Raw genomic sequence first — 17,289 nt, 5'->3', positions numbered from 1 at the left:
AGTTAAAAACCAAATTTTGATGTCATGACTAAAAGCATTGAAAATCTTCTGAAACTGGAAGAATTGGGCCAGTTTTTACTTTCAATCATCTTATTTAAGCATTTAGGCTATTCTTGGTGGGTTTATCCTGCCTTGTTACTGTTACCAGACCTATCAATGGTAGGTTATTTGGTCAACACCAGAACAGGTGCCTGGCTCTATAATTTATTTCACCATAAATTGGTTGCCATTCTCATTTTGGTTTTGGGATATTGGTTCACTATTTCAGGGCTAACCTTGGCAGGTGTCATTTTGTTTGGCCATTCTGCGATGGATAGAATTTTTGGGTACGGGCTGAAATTACCTGATAATTTTAAACACACCCATCTAGGTTGGATAGGAACCAAAGGTTGACTTACCCAAAAGGAAGTAGGATATAAACAAGGGTCTTCATCTTAATGCTCCAGATGCGCTGTATGTGTACCGATAATGCGTTTCAAAAAATTGGTTTATCGGTCCTACCTACCAGGCATCAAATCCTTTGCGGTCCAGCCTATGTTGGAATCCGTCAGGTGATCTCCTAAACAAACAATTTTTTCCCTAATCTCGAACCAATAATCCGTAAAAAGACCCATGCCTAGGAATCGATTGCTAAATATTTGTATAGTTTTGTATTAAGCGAAAGGATTACCCACTAATTTCTTACCAGTAATACATCAAACAATATGGCTAAAAAACCTACGAAAGATAAAGCCACGGACCACGGTTTCAATACAGTTGCCGAAAAGAAAGCGAGCAACACGTTCTTAACTCGACGTGAAATGCTTGGGATAAGCAGTTTAGCCGGTTTGGCCACTTTTACTGGAATCGGGTTTAATGCTGCTGCCCAGTCTCCACAACGACGGCCCCGCATCGCCGTTTTGGCCAGCTATTGGGGTGCTACCAGATCCCATGCAGACTGGATCGTAACCAAGTTGATTGACGGATATTGGTGGCAGGGTGCCCATACACCATCACGAGTTGAGGTAGCTTCTATCTTTCTGCATCAACATGACCAAAGCGAACTGGGCCAGAAGGTAGCAAAGGCCAAAGGCATTCCGCTCTTTCGTACCGTAGGGGATGCTGTCATGTTGGGAGGGAAGGAACTAGCTGTGGATGGTGTGGTCATTGTGGGAGAACATGGAGATTATCCAAAGGACCTGAAAGGACATTGGCTTTTGCCTCGTTGGCTGATCTATAGCCAGGTGATGCAGGTTTTCGAGCAGAGTAAGCGGTCCGTTCCGGTCTTTAATGACAAGCACCTCTCTTACAATTGGGATGAGGCCAAGTGGATGTTTGACAAATCCCGAGCGCTCGATTTCCCCTTAACCGGCGGGTCCTCCATACCCGTCTACTACCGTAAGCCTGAGATAGAACTCGATATCGATACACCCATAAAACATTCGATCGTTCTTGGTGGAGCAGCAGACGAAGGCGGTATTTTCCATTGTATTGACGTACTTCAAGCCTTTGTAGAACGCAGGAAGGGAGGAGAGACAGGCGTCAAGTCAGTACAGTCCATCAGAGGGCCTGAAACCTGGAAATGGGTGGAACGGAATTCCTGGGCACTCAATTTGCTTGATTCGGTGGAGAAAAAATTCGAACTAGCGCCTGGACATTTTCAGCAGAACGCCCAGGACTTGTGTTTGGTGGAGTATAATGATGGAACGAAAGCGGCTGTACTCTCTGGCCGGGGTGTTGGCTGGACCTACGCCGGCGAAATCGAAGGGCAAAAAGATCCGGCGATCATCTCTATGCTGGGTTGGGCAGGCCCTTTCGATCAATACCATGCCTCAAACGCCCAACCGCACTGGATCACCGAGATGATGGTTACCAAAAAGGAACCATTCCCTGCTGAGCGACTGCTGCTTTCAACCGGAATTGTAAACCATTACATGGAATCTAACTGGGAAAATGGTCGGTTCACGGCCATTGGACGTACCATCGAGACGCCTTACATGGACATGACCTACCAATCCACCCGGGGTCCACAATTTAATAAAGGTGAGCGGCCCCCCAGCCGGCCCTATATTAGGGGGTTTGACTCATAATTGATAATTTGATAATCTCATGAAACGCCGAGACCTGATAAAAAACTTAACACTTCTTCCGATTGCAGGAAGCATGTTTCCAATAGAAACCTTAAACGCTGCTTCTGCCACCGGAATGAGTCTTCCTGCAGATCCCCCCACCAAGCCAATAAATGATTTACATCACCAGGCCTTGGTGATGGACGGGCATACGCACGTCATGACCCGCGAGCTGCTGTTCGGTACCGATATTGGACAGCGCTATACCGATGGGACCGTCGATTTGCCAAGGGCTATAGAAGGTGGTGTAGACGCCATGTTTTTTTCTGTCTATACCCCAGAACACTATTATCCCGGAAGGTTCGAGACAAAAAACACCTTTCGCGTGGTGAACCTGGCGCTGGACCAAATCGAAAAGAACCATGCGGTGATCGAACTTGCTCTTACCGCTTCGGATATCGAACGCATCACCAAAAAAGGAAAGATTGCGGCATTTCTGGATTTAGAAGGTCCGTTTGACCTGGACGGAGATATCAACCTTCTACGTGCACTTTACCGATTAGGTCTTAGGTCCATGCAGCTAACCGCCCACAATACCACCAATGCGTTTATAGATACCTGTAATGATGTCAGACGATGGGGTGGTATTAATGAGCTCGGGGAAAACATCATCGCCGAAATGAATCGACTTGGAATGGTCATCAATATTGCGCATGCATCCAATGAGGCGATCCTGCAAACGGCCGAGGCGAGTAAGCATCCTATTATTTATAGTCATGGAGGTTTCTACAGCATCGTGCCTCATCCGCGCTGTATTACCGACGAAGCAGCGAAAGCGGTGGCATCAAAAGGGGGCGTAATAGGGATTCACTTTGGCAGCCTGTTTAACAACCCAAAATACTGGGAATGGCAGACAGATACAAAGGAAACGACGCCCGCTTCCGTTCAAGGTGCTGAATTGAAGACCATTGAAGAAGTGGATCAGGAACTGATGAAAGAGGTCCCACTGAATTTCACGGGAACGATTCCCGACCCCTATTGGATGCATGTAGATCAGTTGGCGAAGGTGATTGACTATGGGGTGAATTTGGTGGGAGAAGACCACGTTGCCATCGGTTCCGATTTAGACGGCGGTCCTGAGTTGCCTCGGGAAATTCAGGATATCAGCGATTTTCCCCAGATAACCATGGCCATGCAGCGGCTCGGTTATAGCGATAAGCGAATCAAAAAAATCCTTGGCTTAAACTGGCTTCGCGTGATCCGGGAGGTAACAGGGGGATGATACACTAGACTTTTCTTTGGCCTTCAATTTAAACTGTCAAGTTAACAGCGTACCCATCCTTTTCGTATTTCCCGATAAAGGTTACCAACCGTTTTACTGAAATCATTCCAAAATGAAATCGGCAGCCATCCTTGCATGAAGCGTTGTGGTAGCAAGCATTGGCAGATCAAAATCCGTTTCATTCATAAGAATTGGGAGCTCTGTGCATCCCAGAATAATACCCTCCGCTCCATTTTGCCGTAACAACTCCATTTGTTCCATAAAAAACGTTTTTGCCCCGTCGCTGAAAATACCCTGCGTCAATTCATTGGAGACATACCAATGATTTTGCGCGATGTAGCGTTCGTCAGGGATGACTGTCTGTATGCTAAATTTCGTTGCTAAACGAGAAGGAATGAAATCACCGGTCATGGTGGGCCTGTTACCCAGGAGGCCCAGGGTCTGTAGCCTTTTTTCCTGTGCCTCTTTCCCCACGGCATCTGCGATGTGCAATATTGGAATGCCTACTTGCGGTTGCACGAAATCGTACACCATATGCGGCGTATTGGCACAGATGACCAGGGCTTTTGCACCTGCCGCTTCCAGGGTTTGGGCAATTTCCAGGTATTTGGCATTGATTTTTTCTTTATCCTGGGCCCGCATCAGTTCTATATTCAAGCTGTAGATAAGCAACTCGGGATTTCCCTGCGTACCGATCCTTTCTCCCACCATCTCATTTATAAGGCGATAGTAAACAATGGTAGCATGCCATGAAGTGCCACCGATTAAACCTATTTTTTTCATTTGTAACCTGATCTGATTCCATCACAAAGTAAGAAAAAGACTTTCCTTTTCCTTCCATTTGAAATATTTCATCGATCAGCGACCCATGGGAGGGAGTGCGACAGGAACGCGCACTTCGTTTTTATAAAGAGAAATAGGCACAATTACCGTTTGTTGGTTTCCCCATTTTGAAGCCCACTTTCAAAAAATCCCGTTTCATTTCTACTTTTGATTGCTCAAAAATTCATCATAAAGACTTTTTGATTTTAAGCAGATATATAATCAGCTGTCCTTTAAGGATATTGACTATTAGGAATATAAAAGCGGGTAAATCCTGTCCCTGTTCTTTTAATCTTTCTCGTCATGACAAAATTATTCGAAAAATTTCTTCGGGGAAAACGGAATCAAATTCTATTTTCAACAGTTGAAGCATGAAAAGCTACAATCAATTTTTATTACTACCGACCTACTTCAAAGGGTCTTCTTCCTCAGCATGGGGCAAGCATTGAAAATCCAGAAACCCTTTCCGACGGTAATTTGGAGAATGACCAGGCAATAGAAAGATTTAACAAAACAGCCGAAAAATCAAAAATATGATTACCGAAGAAGTATGGTTGTAATTGAATAATAGGAGCAAAGTGTAGGTACCATTGAAAGCATTTGATTTGGATATTAAACCATGTTCCTTTCTAAGTTGTGGCGTAGAGACGATGAATATAAAAGATTAATCAGCGACCAATAACTATTAATACAATGAAATCAGAAATAATTTTAATAAAAGCTTTTATCCTGATCTTACTCATGTCATGCAATGCCGCAGAAAAGGAAAGCGCTAAGGCTGTAGCTCAAGATAAATTTATTTTGACCGGACGCATAGAAAATGCAGGAGAACTTGAAAGCGTACGGCTGCTAGAAGGAGAAACGGCTACCCACGCTATCGAATTAGAAAGTAATGGGGGGTTTAATTTCGAAGGAAGTACGCCTGATGAGGCTTTATATACCTTATTGGTGGGAGAGCGATCATTTATGCTGGTACTAAAAAATGGAGAAAAAGTCGAATTCAACGCTGACCTGTCCAACCCTGACCATTACACGGTAAAGGGTTCGGAAACATCGGCTAAACTACAAAAGCTCGATGCGATTCGTCAAAAATTTGATAAAGAACAGGTTAAATTACATGCTGATTTTGAAAAGCGAATAGATAGCGGCGAAACGATGCTATCGATACAGAATGATTTGATGGCCAAGAATGAAAGGTATGTCAGCGAGTTATCAGAGAAGGTGTTGCAGTTTTTTTTGGAGAACAAAGATAATCTGGCCGGTTTTTATGGAATGATGACTTTGTACTCCGTTGACCCGACAGCACATGAGGAAGCAATCATTGAACACATGGAAGAATTCCGGGAAAAGTTTCCAAACAATCAAGATGTGCAATCCTTCGCCTCACATATTGAAGAGATAAAACCATTAAGTATCGGACAGCAAGCGCCGGACTTTAGCTCCTTGACACCGGAAGGCAAAGAAGTCAAGCTTTCCGACTTCAGGGGCCAGTACGTTCTTTTGGATTTTTGGGCGGCCTGGTGTGCGCCATGCCGGGAAGAGAACCCTAATATCGTTTCCCAGTATCATAAATTTAAAGATAAAGGGTTTACCGTTGTAGGACTATCCCTGGATAGCGATCGGGATGCCTGGCTTAAGGCCATTAACGACGACAAACTGGTATGGACGCAGCTATCAGACCTCAAAATGTGGGATAGTGAAGCAGGCAGATTGTATAACATTACGGCTATTCCAGCATCCTTTATGATTGACCCGGAAGGAAAAATAATTGGAAAAAACCTGCGCGGACCAGCACTGCAACGGTTTTTAGAGCGCAATTTATAATATGGGTAAGCCTTTACAGAGGGTATAAGGCTATCCTAATAGCCAATTTAAATTATTAATTTATCAGGTTAACTATTTGTCGTACAAATGCACTTCAGAATTAAACAGTAATTTTTAAGGAAAAAATAGGTGGCTGGAAATATTCTATTTATAATTAATCGTTATCTTTATGTAAATGTGATAGGAACGGACTTAGCAGTAAAAAAGAACCTGTCCATTGAAAACCTTTCCAGCATCCGGATCTCCTCAATTGACCGATAAAATGGTCAGCCGTTCATACCACTACTTGGTTGAAGAAGATTATAGGACCATAAATAGTGTAGCGAGAAAAACCTTGTTGATTGACGTTGTTCCCCAGTGATAATTTTACCGTTTGGTTCAACAATAGACTCCAAATATGAATTATCAAATTAAACATCAATGGCTTAGATAAAAAATATTTACCCACCAAAACATCATTTAATATGGCCAGCAAGCAGGATATCGATTATACCTATTCCAAAATGGACAAAATATGGAGGTGGAGCGTGGGGGAAACGGCTGATTTTACCGGGGCCAAGTATGATGGTGATTTTTCACTTTCACTGGAAGCGGCCCAGCGAAATAAGCATACGTTTATTGCTGAATACCTGGAAATAAAAGCGGGTGATCGGGTACTGGATATCGGTTCGGGCTGGGGGCCGTTTTTAACCTATATCAAAGAATTGGGTGCAATAGGAACTGGCATTACACTTTCGGAAGGGCAATACAATGCTTGTAAGCGCAATGGCCTTGATGTACATATTTGTAATTACCGCGACCTAAGCCCGGCTACCTTTGGAAAGTTTGATGCCATTGCCTCGGTTGGGGCATTCGAACATTTTTGTTCAGTGGATGAGTATAGGGCGGGTAAACAGGATGAGGTTTATCAACACTTTTTTAAAATTGTCAGCAGTCTACTACCGGTGGGCAAGCGGTGTTTTATCCAAACAATGGTATTTGATAAAGGCATGATCGACATTGACAGTGCCGATATACACGCACCTAAGGATTCTAATGAATATTTGTTAGCGCTGATTATGAATGAATTCCCCGGTTCCTGGATCCCATATGGAAAAGAGCAAATCATAAAAAATGCAGCTCCGTATTTTAAGCTCGTTACGGAACATAGTGGGAGGCTGGACTACATTGAAACCATCAAAGTTTGGCGGCAAAAACTGAAATCTTTTGGATGGAAAAAGTACTGGGCCTACCTTCAACTTGTGCCTCAACTGTTCACTGACCCGTCGATGCGTAAACGCCTGAGCAACTTGAAAGTAGCCCCTATCAAAGTTGCTTTCGAACGAGAAATTTGGGACCATCACCGCCTGGTGTTTGAAAAAGTAAGTGATTAATTTGCCCCAATTCTAAAATGGGTGCTGAGGATTGATCATGGTTTAAGGAAATTTTTGTCTTCCTATGATTCTGACTATCCTGACCTGATCGTCTACTGTGAAAAATATCGTATGCGAGATGTGGACACAATAGCTATATCCTTCCCGAATATGGGAAGCCAAAGGAAACATCTTGGGGTTTTCAGCTATCCTCTCAAATGCTTTTTCAACTGAGCGGTGATACTTTTCTGCCTGTGTAGGTCCAAAAACTTCCAGACCATACAAGTAAATTGCGATAAGGTCTTCCTCAGCTTGGTGCGTAAGTACGTACTTCATTATCCTTTTTTAGCCCGCTTTTTGGCCTCTTCCAATATTTCGGCCATAGATTTACGGGATAGACCGCTTTCCTCACCTTTGATTAGCTCATTCCGTAGCCAAATTCGTTCTTCTTCTTGTTCTCTTTGCCTACGGATCAAGTCATTGATCAACTCACTCTTACTTGCATATTCGTTACCCTGGATCTTTTCCTTCATCCATCGGTCGTTCGGCTCGTTTACTGTTATTGTTTGTCTGGCCATACTTGTGTAGTTATGGTGTAATAATACACCGGAAAAACCATAAAAGCAAGGTTAATAGTTCCTGTTTTTAGTGACCAACTCAGATACAATTTTTTTTTTAAATTGCAATTTACAAAGCCTTTGTTTTTGACAATCAGGTTGAGAATAGGTTAACCTAGTGGCGGTACAATTCCGGTACAGAATTAAACAGTGGTTTTTTAAGGAATAAACAGTGGCTGGGATTATTCACATAATCATTTTTTATAATTTATCGTTATCTTTAAATGTAATTATGATAGAAATGAACTTAGCTGTTAAAAAAATAGAACTGATCAATTGGTTAACCAGGCAAGATGAAGCCATGGTCGAAAAAATTGATGACTTACGTAAATCTTCCATGGAATCGGCATATCATTCGAGAATGGGAGAAAAACTGGAATCCAAATTAAAACGCTCAGAGGCTGACATAGAAAGCGGGAGGACCCATAGCCAGGAAGATATGGAGACTTATTTCGAAAGCAAGTTTAATCAGTGAAGAAAGCACAAGTAATCTGGACCGATGAATCTTTAGGCGATTTAGAAGCCATCTATGATTTTCTTCTTGACAAATCTCCCCAAGCGGCGAAGAAGGTGGCCAGGTCTATTTTGGCAAGAACCCGTCAATTGGAAGCTTTTCCAGAATCTGGATCACCTCAAGATACAGATAAAACTGTAAGCCGTTCATTCCGCTACTTGGTTGAAGGTAATTATAAGATCATATATAGTGTAGAAGGAAAGGCCTTGTATGTCGAAGCGGTGGTAGATACCAGAAAGGATCCAGCCAGTACAAGGATTTAAGACATTCGCTAATTCTGGAACTACTTGCCCAAATACTGAGAAAGTGCTTTTTTTATTTTTTCATGCATTCGAAGTTTTATGGCTTCGGGAAGGGTAGGAGGCTGGATAGGGTGATGATGAACTGAGATCCTGTAGGAAAAAAATAATGCTTATTTTACTGTTTACCTGATTCTTGCCTACCGTCCATTTTATAAGCTTGAAAAAGCAACTACATCAAGTAAACGCATCCTTTCTGATCTTACCGATGTAAGCACCCTTTTTGGGTTTAAGCATCAGGCTGAGGGTAATTTTCCCTAAAATTGATACCGATTTGCCATAGCAGTAGCAATCTTGGATTTATTTTTGGAAAAATAAGAAATAAAATCTTCCGGTAGTGTCAGGTGTTCATACACTTCATCATAGAAATGTAGGGAGGCAGCGAATACCAGGGTTTTCATTTTGTGCAATCGAAAACATAGCGGGCCCTCTTCGAATTCCATCTGGCAAACCTCCATATCGGCTTCCCGGTTGAGGTATCGGATCCAACTATTGTTGTAACCCAATGCTTCAAAATCTTTGATGCGCTGGATCCTAAACCCCTCCATAAACTCGCCAAGACTTTCTTCTTCGGAAAATAAACTAAAGGAAAATTCCAGTTCTTCCATTTCAAAATCATAATTGGAAGAAATTGCCCCGTCAATCAAATAAATGGACAGGCCATTTTGGGTTTGGAATCCGGGTTTTTTGGAGGAAAGGTACTGGGCTAATTCTTCGACTGGCATTTTAGGTATTGTTAAAATCGAGGGTCAATCACTAATTTTCACGGTGAAAGGTTACTTTCCGATACGGAAAGAATAATTACTTATTTTACCCATTTTCATTATAATATTATCAAGCAACCCAAAACCAAGCGTGTAGATTTAAACCCCTAAAACAATGGATGCTTCAATATCCAATTTTCGGCTTATTTCACGGGCAACTTTAAGGGTAGGTTCACTTTTCCCATTGAGGTATTCGCTGATTCTGGAACTACTTACACCCAAATATTGAGAAAGCGCTCGTTGATTTAAACCTCGCTCATGCATTCGCAGTTTTATGGCCTCCGAAAGGGTAGGAGGCTGGATAGGGTGATGCAATTCCTCGTAATCCGCCACCAAATCGGAAAGCAAATTGAGCTCCACGTAGCCCTTAGCTTCTGTATTTTCTATGTTTTCAGCAACAGAAAGTAATTCCTCAATTCTGTTTTTTATGGCAGTATATTCTTTTTCTGACTTAATCATGGCTCAGGTATTTTGAATGTCCTTTATTTTGTCATATTCCGCATGGGTGCCAATAAATCGTATATATACTTTCTTAGCATTAAATGAAATAATAGCAATCAGACGATAGTCGTTCCCTTTAATGTTGAAAACAAAACGGTGATTACCAACATAATCGACCGAATTAAAATCTTTCTTGATATCGTTTATTGATCCCCAATCTTTCTTACTTGTCACCGAATACCAAAATCGCAACGGAATTTCAGCATCTGCATGTTTTTCTGAAAATTCTTTGATTCGCTTAAACGTAACGATTCGCATTTCGACGGAATAGCTGTACAGAAGTTTTGATATTTGTAACAAAGTTACAAAATATAAAATTTATCTTCAATGGAATCTTGAAAGTTTTAGATCTATTTAATCAGGTAAAGAAGGGTGACCGCTTTTTCTTCCAGGGTAGGGTAGAAGCCCTCTACACATGCCGATCTGTGAAATAGTACTTTCAAAGCTTCTGTCCATTTCATAAGCTTGAATAAGCAATTCAACTGGTAAACGCATCCTTTCTGATCCTTCCTAAGTTAATTGGGTTTAAGCATCAGGCTGCGGGTAATTTTTTCCTAAAATTGATACCGATTTGCCATAGCAGTAGCAATCTTGGATTTATTTTTGGAAAAATAAGAAACAAAATCTTCCGGTAAGGTCAGGAGTTCATACACTTCATCATAGAAATGTAAGGAGGCAGCGAATACCAGGGTTTTCATTTTGTGTAATCGAAAACATAGCGGGCCCTCGTAGAATTCCATCTGGCAAACCTCCATATCTGCTTCCCGGTTGAGGTATCGGATCCAACTATTATTGTAACCCAATGCTTCAAAATCATTTATATTTTTGACCCTAAACCCCTCCATAAAGTCATGCAGACTTTCCGCTTCGGAAAATAAACTAAAGGAAAATTCCAGTTCTTCCATTTCAAAATCATAATTGGAAGAAATTGCCCCGTCAATCAAATAAATGGACAGGCCATTTTGGGTTTGGAATCCGGGTTTTTTGGAGGAAAGGTACTGGGCTAACTCTTCAACGGAAATGTTTGACATGCTCAAAAATGGGAAAAATTAATTGTATTTCATTAATTTATTAAAGTAAGATCCTTCAGATGTCTGGATCTTTGCTCAGAAGCTTTGGTGTTTTTTCCATAGCTATTCAAAAAACCATACTTACTTTCCATATCAAGACATGTAATCATAGAGTAGGAAACCTTCTTTATCTGTACTCAGATTTTCAACCAAATTCCCTTTTGAATCCCAAACTGCGGATTGACCTGCACTCATGAAATTGTCACAATATCCAACGCTATTTACAACAAGAACTGGCATTGAGTTAAGAGAGGCTATTTTGCTATAGTATTTATATGCTTCGGATATTCCTTTATCATGTTTAGAAACACTAGCGAGATAAATAGCTGTTCCGAGCGTTAGGCAATTTGTTAAATGGCTTGGATTCAGAGATTCGTAGCAAATTGCAGGTGCAATACAAGTATCATTAACTGACAAGATGGTTTGGCTAGTTCCTGGAGTAAAATATTGAATTTCATCTTCATGAAGCCACTGCTTTGAATAGAATGTTCTAGGAATTTTCGGTTGAAATATAAGCATGGCAATTTGAATACCTTGAGTTTTTTTTAGGGGTAATCCAAAAGAAATTGAGCAATTCATTTTGTCACTATACTTCTGGAAAACATCAAATCTCTTGTCCGACTCTTGGAAGGCCAATTCCTTAGCAAGTGTTGGTTCAAAACCGGTAATTGAAAGTTCGGGGAAGATAATTAAATCGGGATTGTGCATAACAACTCTTTCTATCCAACTGATGTGGTTGGCGATGTTGTGAGATACGTTTCCTTTCTCCGCTTTGAGTTGGATAAGAGCTATTTTCATCTTGCAATTTTAGAACGAAGTAAACATCAATTAATTTGATTGATTACCTAAATCAAGGCTTATCTTTTTTTGCTATGACATTTTTAGATTCAATTATAAAACTATCATGAGATGGAATCGGATCGGTACTAGCTGGGTTGTTGCCGCAGCTACTGAAAAGTTTTATTACTAATAGTGTGAAAATTGATTTTAACATTGGTGCCTGTTTTAGTCTTTATTAAATATAGAATACAAGAAGTTGAAGTGTCATTTTTTGACATCATCATTGTCTGTGAAGTGCTTTCTTGACTTCTCTTGTGCAAACTTGTTTTTATTAAAGTCCTTGGATTTTCCTTTTGGAATGGAAGGGCTCACCCAATTAGAACCTGTTACTATTTTACCGAGAAATACAATTTGGCCAACGTGATAGATGTAATGACAGAGCTGTCTGTTGATTGCTTCCATGACTGTATGACCTTCATTTCTGATGTAAATGATCTGGTCTAGTTGATCAGCTTTAAGCGGTTCTATGGCTTTAAAAAGACAATCCCAACCTTCATTCCAAAGTTTATACACCTCTTTTCGATTGGTCAATGTTCCTTCAAACTCTTCGTCTCTTTTACGCCATTCTTTCTCTCCATCAGCGTTTAGAAAATCTGTCCATCTGGAAAGCATATTACCGTGAAGGTGCTTTACGATTATGGCAATTGAGTTGGTATCGTCTGCCGGTTCGTAGAATAGCGACTTTTCATCAATCTGGTTCATAGTGTACCAGCCAAGCCCTTGGTAATACTTGAATTGCTTGATGACACTTTCTAAATAATTTTCCATAAGTCTATCGTTGGGCATAACATACGGTGGGTGATTTCTCTATGACATTGGCGTTCAAATAAAAACCAACAACAGCTTGGCCTGTGAGTGATGCATTGCTCAATCTGAATGTTTGCGCTATTCCTGAAAAGGACAGGACTGTTAGTGAAATGAATAGAATTATCGTTTTGTTTCTCATATCGTTTGTTGCTTTAATGGTTTCCCACAATATTAGGTTGAGATAACCGAATCATGTTAGTGCCTAAGTTTCAAAAAGTGTAGCTAAATGATCAACTATTTTGATACTTTTTTGGCGTTGCTCCATACGCTTTTTTAAAGGCATGAATAAAACTGGATAAGGACTCAAAACCTACTTTCAAATAAATTTCAGATGCGTTAGCGTCTGAACTCTTGAGTAATTGCGCTGCCTTTTCTAATCTCTTTTTTGTAAACCATTTGCCTGGTGTTTCACCGTAAAACTGAATGAACTTACGTCTGAATGTGGAAGGACTCATGTTGCATAAAAAGGCCAATTGCGATGAGTTTAGGTTGTTGGTGATATTGCTCTCTACGACCTTTTTAAACGCTATATCACGATAGGCTTGGAGATGATCAAGGAGAAAGGAAACCGATTCCGTGCCGTACAAATCGACAATCTGCAGTAGCAGTTCTTCAGCCTTCAATTCACTTATGCTTTCAGGTAGATCCTTTTTACTGTCGAAGTAAGGTAGCAACGAGTAGGCAATTGAATTGAGCAAATCATCTTTCTGCAATACTGAAAAGCCGCGATCTGTGCTTGCTGATGATAAGGCAAGGTTATATTTCTTGAAGAATCGGAGCAGGTAGTCGTTGTCAAAGAATATCAACAGACTTTTGAAACCACCTTCGCCTGATAGCTTTTCGGTCATTAGGCAATTGCCTTTTTTGAGCAGGATAAAGCTGTCGTTTTGGAAGGTTACTTTTGAATCAGGTAGTATAACGCTTTTTTCCCCTTCAAGTAAGAAACTCAAAACGTGGGTTTCCATCAGTATCTGTGCCTTGTCCACTTTTTGGGCATTGGTATATGGCTTAATGAAACAAGAAACCGAATTCTTTACTGATTCGAAAAATATAGATGGTATACTGTACACTTGATCAGTTTTCATTACTTGTCTCATTTAATGCTATGCTCCTTGATATCTTTTCTGATATGCGATAAAAGCAATAGTATTCCGATTGGTTAGAACTTCACTATTATCTGCGATCCCTTAATATGTTTAAACCCTAAGAAGTTCTAAAATTTCGTGGAAGTCGTTACAGGTGAAATCTGCCCATTTGCTTGTATATCCATTTTTGCTAAATTCAGAAGAAAGAAAAATTGTAGCCATACCTGCTTTTTTAGCGGCTTTTAAACCTGTCACTGAATCTTCTATTGCAACGCACGTATTGGGAGGTGATTTTAGTGCTGTTGCAGCACTCAAATAAACAGCGGGATTTGGCTTACCTTCAATTTCATGTTCTGCTGAAATAATAGTACTGAAGAAGTTGGCCAAATTCAGTTTATTCAATACGGTTGGAATTAGCCTGTAAGGGGAGTTTGTGGCAAGTCCGAGTTTATAGCCTTTGACATGAAGTTTTTCGATCAATATTTTTACACCTCCAAATGGTTCACCATCCATATTAATAAAATCACCGACCCGATCAATCACTTGGCATTCTACCTTTTTAAGTGACACTCCGTCCCAGGGTTGTTGTTCAAACCAAAACCTGGTTACAGCGTCAGTAGTCATATTTCGGGTTTTCTCACAATCCTTATCATTCAACTTCACACCAATGGATGAGAACACTTCCTTTTCAGCCTTTGTCCAAAATGGCTCGGAATTGATTAAAACTCCGTCCATATCAAAAATGATGGTATCAATATCTTTCATCTATCGGTCTCTGTAACAAACTAGCAATGAAGTAGCAATACGTTTCAGCTTATGTTATTATTTGTTGATATAAGGATACACTATGATTTTCACATTTTTTATGGGTACAAATATCCTTAATGCTTTTTTAAAATAAAAGTTCAGCTTCTTCACCATCTTTTAGGATTTTACACTGATTCTCCAAGTTGTGTGATTGTAGAAAACTACTCAGAAATGCTCGATTTTCTGTACATGGACTAATGGCTTCCAAATGCGTGACCCATATCTTAGTACCAGGCGCAGACCTTGCAATCTGCTGAATATGTTCAGCGGTCATTGTAACCGGTTCACCAATAGCGAAAGTAGCTGCACCGCCTGCCACAATAATGTGTTGAGGTTGATGCTTGTCAATGGCTTCTTTTACATCATCGCACCAAACCGTGTCACCAGCAAAATATACTTTCTGGTTGTTATGGTTCAGGATCAAGCCATTCACTAAACCCATTTTTTGACCAATTTCACCGGTACCATGCTTTCCGGTCGTTAAATGTAGGTTAATATCATTAAAACTCTTTTCGGTTTGAAAAGGCTGAACGTCATTAAAACCGTAAGAGGCTATCGCTTGCGCAATAGGTTCAGGGCAAATAATTGGAGTTGACTTGGAAAGGAGATTTACTGCTGCTTCATCCCAATGATCTGGGTGAAGATGTGAAACGAAAACCGCATCTATGTTCTTGAGTTTTAAAGCTAATTCGGAATTGGAAAAGGGTAAATCTACTAAGGGATTTTCTCTGTTATCGTTAGTCCAAGGAAACTCGCCGAATGAACCTTTATTTCCAAGCATAGGGTCAATTAGAAGCTGGCTGCTATTTAGTTTAAGTTGTAAAGTGGCATTGCGCCAAAGTTGTAGTTTCATATCAAAATTCTTTTATTCGGGTAAACGTAATGGTGCTTTACTGGCTTAGCAAGAAGGTTACTTTTAGGTAACTTTGTTTTTCTCCAAAAAAGGACATGGACTATAAGGATTTTGAAAATTGCGGACTAAAAAAAGCGTTGAATATGGTTTCTGGAAAATGGAAACCAATGATTCTGCATTTCCTTTTTCATTATGGAGAATACAGGTTCAATGACCTGTGGCGATCTATGCCCAAAGTGTCAAAAAAAGTGCTTACCGAACACTTGAGACAGATGGAAGAGCAAGGTTTAATCAAGAGACGAGAGGTCAATGGATTTCCTTTGGAGGTTTACTATCACCTTTCAGAAAAAGGTCGGGAGTTAGGGCCAATACTTGCCGCTTTGGATGAGTTTGGTAATTCTTGACTTTTCGCTAGTAAAGCAAGTTCGATTTGGGAGCGAGGATTTCTCTTTATTTACTTTTTGCCTGGCTTAAAAGTTTGACCATTGGGAGGTATAAATTGGTCAAAATGGACAATAGCACCTGGTTAATATTGTGGACTAATGTTAGAATAGTTTGGTGAATCATGCTGAAAATACTTTCCTTTACTAGGATGGACAAAGCGGTGGCAAGGCCAATACAATTAAGACTGGTAACAGAGCAGGATGCTCCGTTACTCTATGATTTAATGACAGGTGCGAATTGGCTCTCTCACATTGGCGATAGGGGTATTAAAACAGTTACTGATGCTAAACAATACATCTTGGATAAAATGCATCCTGAATTGAGCGTAAAGGGATTTGTCAATCATGTAATTATCGATGCTGAAACCAAGGAAGAAGTCGGCACTTGCAGCCTTCACAACCGAGAAGGTGTGGAAGGTTTGGATGTTGGCTATGCAATTTTAGAATCGTTTGAAGGAAATGGCTACGCAACAGCATCCGCTCCAAAAGTGGTTGAATTAGCAATTCATACTCATGGTGCGGAAATAGTCCGTGCCATCACTACGGATTCAAACACAGGCTCGTGCAGGGTATTGGAAAAAATAGGATTTCAGCATGATGGCTATGTTCAGCTACAAAAGGGTAACGAGCAATTCAAATTGTATGTTTTAGCTAAGAAAGAGTGGAAGCAGAATAATTCTTGATTTTTGGAAAAATAAGAAATAAAATCTTCCGGTAATGTCAGTTGTTCATACACTTCATCATAGAAATGCAAGGAGGCAGCGAATACCAGGGTTTTCATTTTGTGTAATTGAAAACATAGCGGGCCCTCTTCCGATTCCATCTGGGTAACCTCCCTATCTGCTTCCCGGTTGAGGTACCGGATCCAGCTATTTTTGTAGCCCAATGCTTCAAAATCTTTGATACGTTGGACCCTAAACCCCTCAATAAACTCGCCAAGCCTTTCCTCTTCAGAAAATAAACTAAAGGAAAATTCCAGTTCTTCGATTTCAAAATCATAATTGGAAGAAATCGATCCGTCATTCAAATAAATGGACAGGCCATTTTGGGTTTAGAATCCGGGCTTTTTGGAGGAAAGGTAGTGGGCTAATTCTTCGACGGAAATGTATGGTATGGTCAAAAATGGCGAATTTAAATCGTATTTCATTACTTTATAAAAGTAAGACGCTTCGCATTATAAAGTATAAAATACTATTTATCAATAGGTTAAACTATTGACGGTACAAATACAGAACAAGTATTTGCGGTAATTTTTGAATACATTTGAATACAATTATACCTTTTCAGGTATAATTTCAGTTAATATAAGTTTTTTATACCCTAAAAGGTATAAATTAAAAATTATTGCTAAATTTGTACCC

General features: G+C 40.3%; 21 protein-coding genes. 9 read left to right on the top strand and 12 right to left on the bottom strand.

Annotated features, from left to right (window positions below; genetic code table 11):
• Positions 1 to 24: 24 nt before the first annotated feature.
• The 3 genes from GJQ68_RS02075 (at position 25) to GJQ68_RS02065 (ending at position 3,330) form a co-directional block, all read left to right on the top strand.
• Complete coding sequence (locus GJQ68_RS02075; RefSeq protein ID WP_162415627.1) at positions 25 to 393, top strand: DUF4260 domain-containing protein; 369 nt, start codon at positions 25 to 27, stop codon at positions 391 to 393.
• Positions 394 to 704: 311 nt separating this feature from the next.
• A complete protein-coding gene (locus GJQ68_RS02070) occupies positions 705 to 2,069 on the top strand; it encodes a hypothetical protein (protein ID WP_235941005.1) in 1,365 nt (454 codons plus the stop codon).
• Positions 2,070 to 2,088: 19 nt separating this feature from the next.
• On the top strand, positions 2,089 to 3,330 hold the full coding sequence (locus GJQ68_RS02065; RefSeq protein ID WP_162415626.1) for a dipeptidase: 1,242 nt from the start codon (positions 2,089 to 2,091) through the stop codon (positions 3,328 to 3,330).
• Positions 3,331 to 3,432: 102 nt separating this feature from the next.
• On the opposite strand, the gene GJQ68_RS02060 is transcribed toward GJQ68_RS02065, so the two are convergent.
• Positions 3,433 to 4,113 (bottom strand): aspartate/glutamate racemase family protein, encoded by a 681-nt coding sequence (locus GJQ68_RS02060; protein ID WP_162415625.1) that lies wholly within the window; start codon positions 4,111 to 4,113, stop codon positions 3,433 to 3,435.
• A 732-nt stretch (positions 4,114 to 4,845) separates the two neighbouring features.
• Between GJQ68_RS02060 and GJQ68_RS02055 the strand changes: the two genes are divergently transcribed.
• Positions 4,846 to 5,976, top strand: coding sequence for a TlpA disulfide reductase family protein (locus GJQ68_RS02055; RefSeq protein WP_235941004.1), 1,131 nt, complete (start codon positions 4,846 to 4,848; stop codon positions 5,974 to 5,976).
• 464 nt (positions 5,977 to 6,440) lie between these two features.
• Positions 6,441 to 7,349: an SAM-dependent methyltransferase gene (locus GJQ68_RS02050; RefSeq protein WP_162415624.1), complete on the top strand. Its 909-nt coding sequence runs from the start codon at positions 6,441 to 6,443 to the stop codon at positions 7,347 to 7,349.
• 42 nt (positions 7,350 to 7,391) lie between these two features.
• On the opposite strand, the gene GJQ68_RS02045 is transcribed toward GJQ68_RS02050, so the two are convergent.
• The gene (locus tag GJQ68_RS02045; RefSeq protein WP_162415623.1) at positions 7,392 to 7,664 is read right to left on the bottom strand and encodes a type II toxin-antitoxin system RelE/ParE family toxin; all 273 of its coding nucleotides are present in this window, start codon (positions 7,662 to 7,664) and stop codon (positions 7,392 to 7,394) included.
• Complete coding sequence (locus tag GJQ68_RS02040) at positions 7,664 to 7,906, bottom strand: ribbon-helix-helix domain-containing protein (RefSeq protein ID WP_162415622.1); 243 nt, start codon at positions 7,904 to 7,906, stop codon at positions 7,664 to 7,666. The genes GJQ68_RS02045 and GJQ68_RS02040 overlap by 1 nt, the downstream gene beginning before the upstream one ends.
• Before the next feature lie 280 nt (positions 7,907 to 8,186).
• On the opposite strand from GJQ68_RS02040, the gene GJQ68_RS02035 reads away from it, so the two are divergent.
• Together GJQ68_RS02035 and GJQ68_RS02030 are read left to right on the top strand one after the other, a co-directional pair.
• Positions 8,187 to 8,420, top strand: coding sequence for a hypothetical protein (locus GJQ68_RS02035; RefSeq protein WP_162415621.1), 234 nt, complete (start codon positions 8,187 to 8,189; stop codon positions 8,418 to 8,420).
• Positions 8,417 to 8,722 (top strand): type II toxin-antitoxin system RelE/ParE family toxin, encoded by a 306-nt coding sequence (locus GJQ68_RS02030; RefSeq protein WP_162415620.1) that lies wholly within the window; start codon positions 8,417 to 8,419, stop codon positions 8,720 to 8,722. The genes GJQ68_RS02035 and GJQ68_RS02030 overlap by 4 nt, the downstream gene beginning before the upstream one ends.
• A 293-nt stretch (positions 8,723 to 9,015) precedes the next feature.
• On the opposite strand, the gene GJQ68_RS02025 is transcribed toward GJQ68_RS02030, so the two are convergent.
• The 9 genes from GJQ68_RS02025 to GJQ68_RS01985 all read right to left on the bottom strand — a co-directional run bounded on the left by GJQ68_RS02025 (position 9,016) and on the right by GJQ68_RS01985 (position 15,485).
• Entirely contained in the window at positions 9,016 to 9,483 is a 468-nt protein-coding gene (locus tag GJQ68_RS02025; RefSeq protein ID WP_162415619.1) for a hypothetical protein, read from the bottom strand.
• A 138-nt stretch (positions 9,484 to 9,621) separates the two neighbouring features.
• On the bottom strand, positions 9,622 to 9,981 hold the full coding sequence (locus tag GJQ68_RS02020; protein WP_162415618.1) for a helix-turn-helix domain-containing protein: 360 nt from the start codon (positions 9,979 to 9,981) through the stop codon (positions 9,622 to 9,624).
• A 3-nt stretch (positions 9,982 to 9,984) separates the two neighbouring features.
• Positions 9,985 to 10,323, bottom strand: a complete 339-nt coding sequence (locus GJQ68_RS02015; RefSeq protein WP_235941003.1) for a type II toxin-antitoxin system HigB family toxin — start codon at positions 10,321 to 10,323, stop codon at positions 9,985 to 9,987.
• Positions 10,324 to 10,577: 254 nt separating this feature from the next.
• Positions 10,578 to 11,054 (bottom strand): hypothetical protein, encoded by a 477-nt coding sequence (locus GJQ68_RS02010; RefSeq protein WP_162415617.1) that lies wholly within the window; start codon positions 11,052 to 11,054, stop codon positions 10,578 to 10,580.
• A gap of 132 nt (positions 11,055 to 11,186) precedes the next feature.
• Positions 11,187 to 11,891, bottom strand: a complete 705-nt coding sequence (locus GJQ68_RS02005) for a carbon-nitrogen hydrolase family protein (RefSeq protein WP_162415616.1) — start codon at positions 11,889 to 11,891, stop codon at positions 11,187 to 11,189.
• Between the two features lie 246 nt (positions 11,892 to 12,137).
• Positions 12,138 to 12,719 (bottom strand): DUF1572 family protein, encoded by a 582-nt coding sequence (locus GJQ68_RS02000; protein WP_235941002.1) that lies wholly within the window; start codon positions 12,717 to 12,719, stop codon positions 12,138 to 12,140.
• Between the two features lie 251 nt (positions 12,720 to 12,970).
• On the bottom strand, positions 12,971 to 13,825 hold the full coding sequence (locus GJQ68_RS01995) for a helix-turn-helix domain-containing protein (protein WP_162415615.1): 855 nt from the start codon (positions 13,823 to 13,825) through the stop codon (positions 12,971 to 12,973).
• Positions 13,826 to 13,936: 111 nt separating this feature from the next.
• Positions 13,937 to 14,590 carry a hexitol phosphatase HxpB gene (gene hxpB, locus GJQ68_RS01990; protein WP_162415614.1) on the bottom strand — a complete coding sequence of 218 codons (654 nt, stop codon included), beginning with the start codon at positions 14,588 to 14,590 and terminating at the stop codon, positions 13,937 to 13,939.
• Between the two features lie 127 nt (positions 14,591 to 14,717).
• Positions 14,718 to 15,485 carry an MBL fold metallo-hydrolase gene (locus tag GJQ68_RS01985; RefSeq protein WP_162415613.1) on the bottom strand — a complete coding sequence of 256 codons (768 nt, stop codon included), beginning with the start codon at positions 15,483 to 15,485 and terminating at the stop codon, positions 14,718 to 14,720.
• A 95-nt stretch (positions 15,486 to 15,580) separates the two neighbouring features.
• Between GJQ68_RS01985 and GJQ68_RS01980 the strand changes: the two genes are divergently transcribed.
• Positions 15,581 to 15,889, top strand: a complete 309-nt coding sequence (locus GJQ68_RS01980; RefSeq protein WP_162415612.1) for a winged helix-turn-helix transcriptional regulator — start codon at positions 15,581 to 15,583, stop codon at positions 15,887 to 15,889.
• 161 nt (positions 15,890 to 16,050) lie between these two features.
• Positions 16,051 to 16,611, top strand: a complete 561-nt coding sequence (locus GJQ68_RS01975) for a GNAT family N-acetyltransferase (RefSeq protein WP_162415611.1) — start codon at positions 16,051 to 16,053, stop codon at positions 16,609 to 16,611.
• Positions 16,612 to 17,289 lie beyond the last annotated feature (678 nt).

It is taken from the genome of Cyclobacterium roseum, from assembly GCF_010119225.1.
Taxonomy (GTDB): Bacteria; Bacteroidota; Bacteroidia; order Cytophagales; family Cyclobacteriaceae; genus Cyclobacterium; species Cyclobacterium roseum.
The sequence above is the reverse complement of the archived record's forward strand: the minus strand, read 5'-3'. Positions and strand labels throughout refer to the sequence as shown.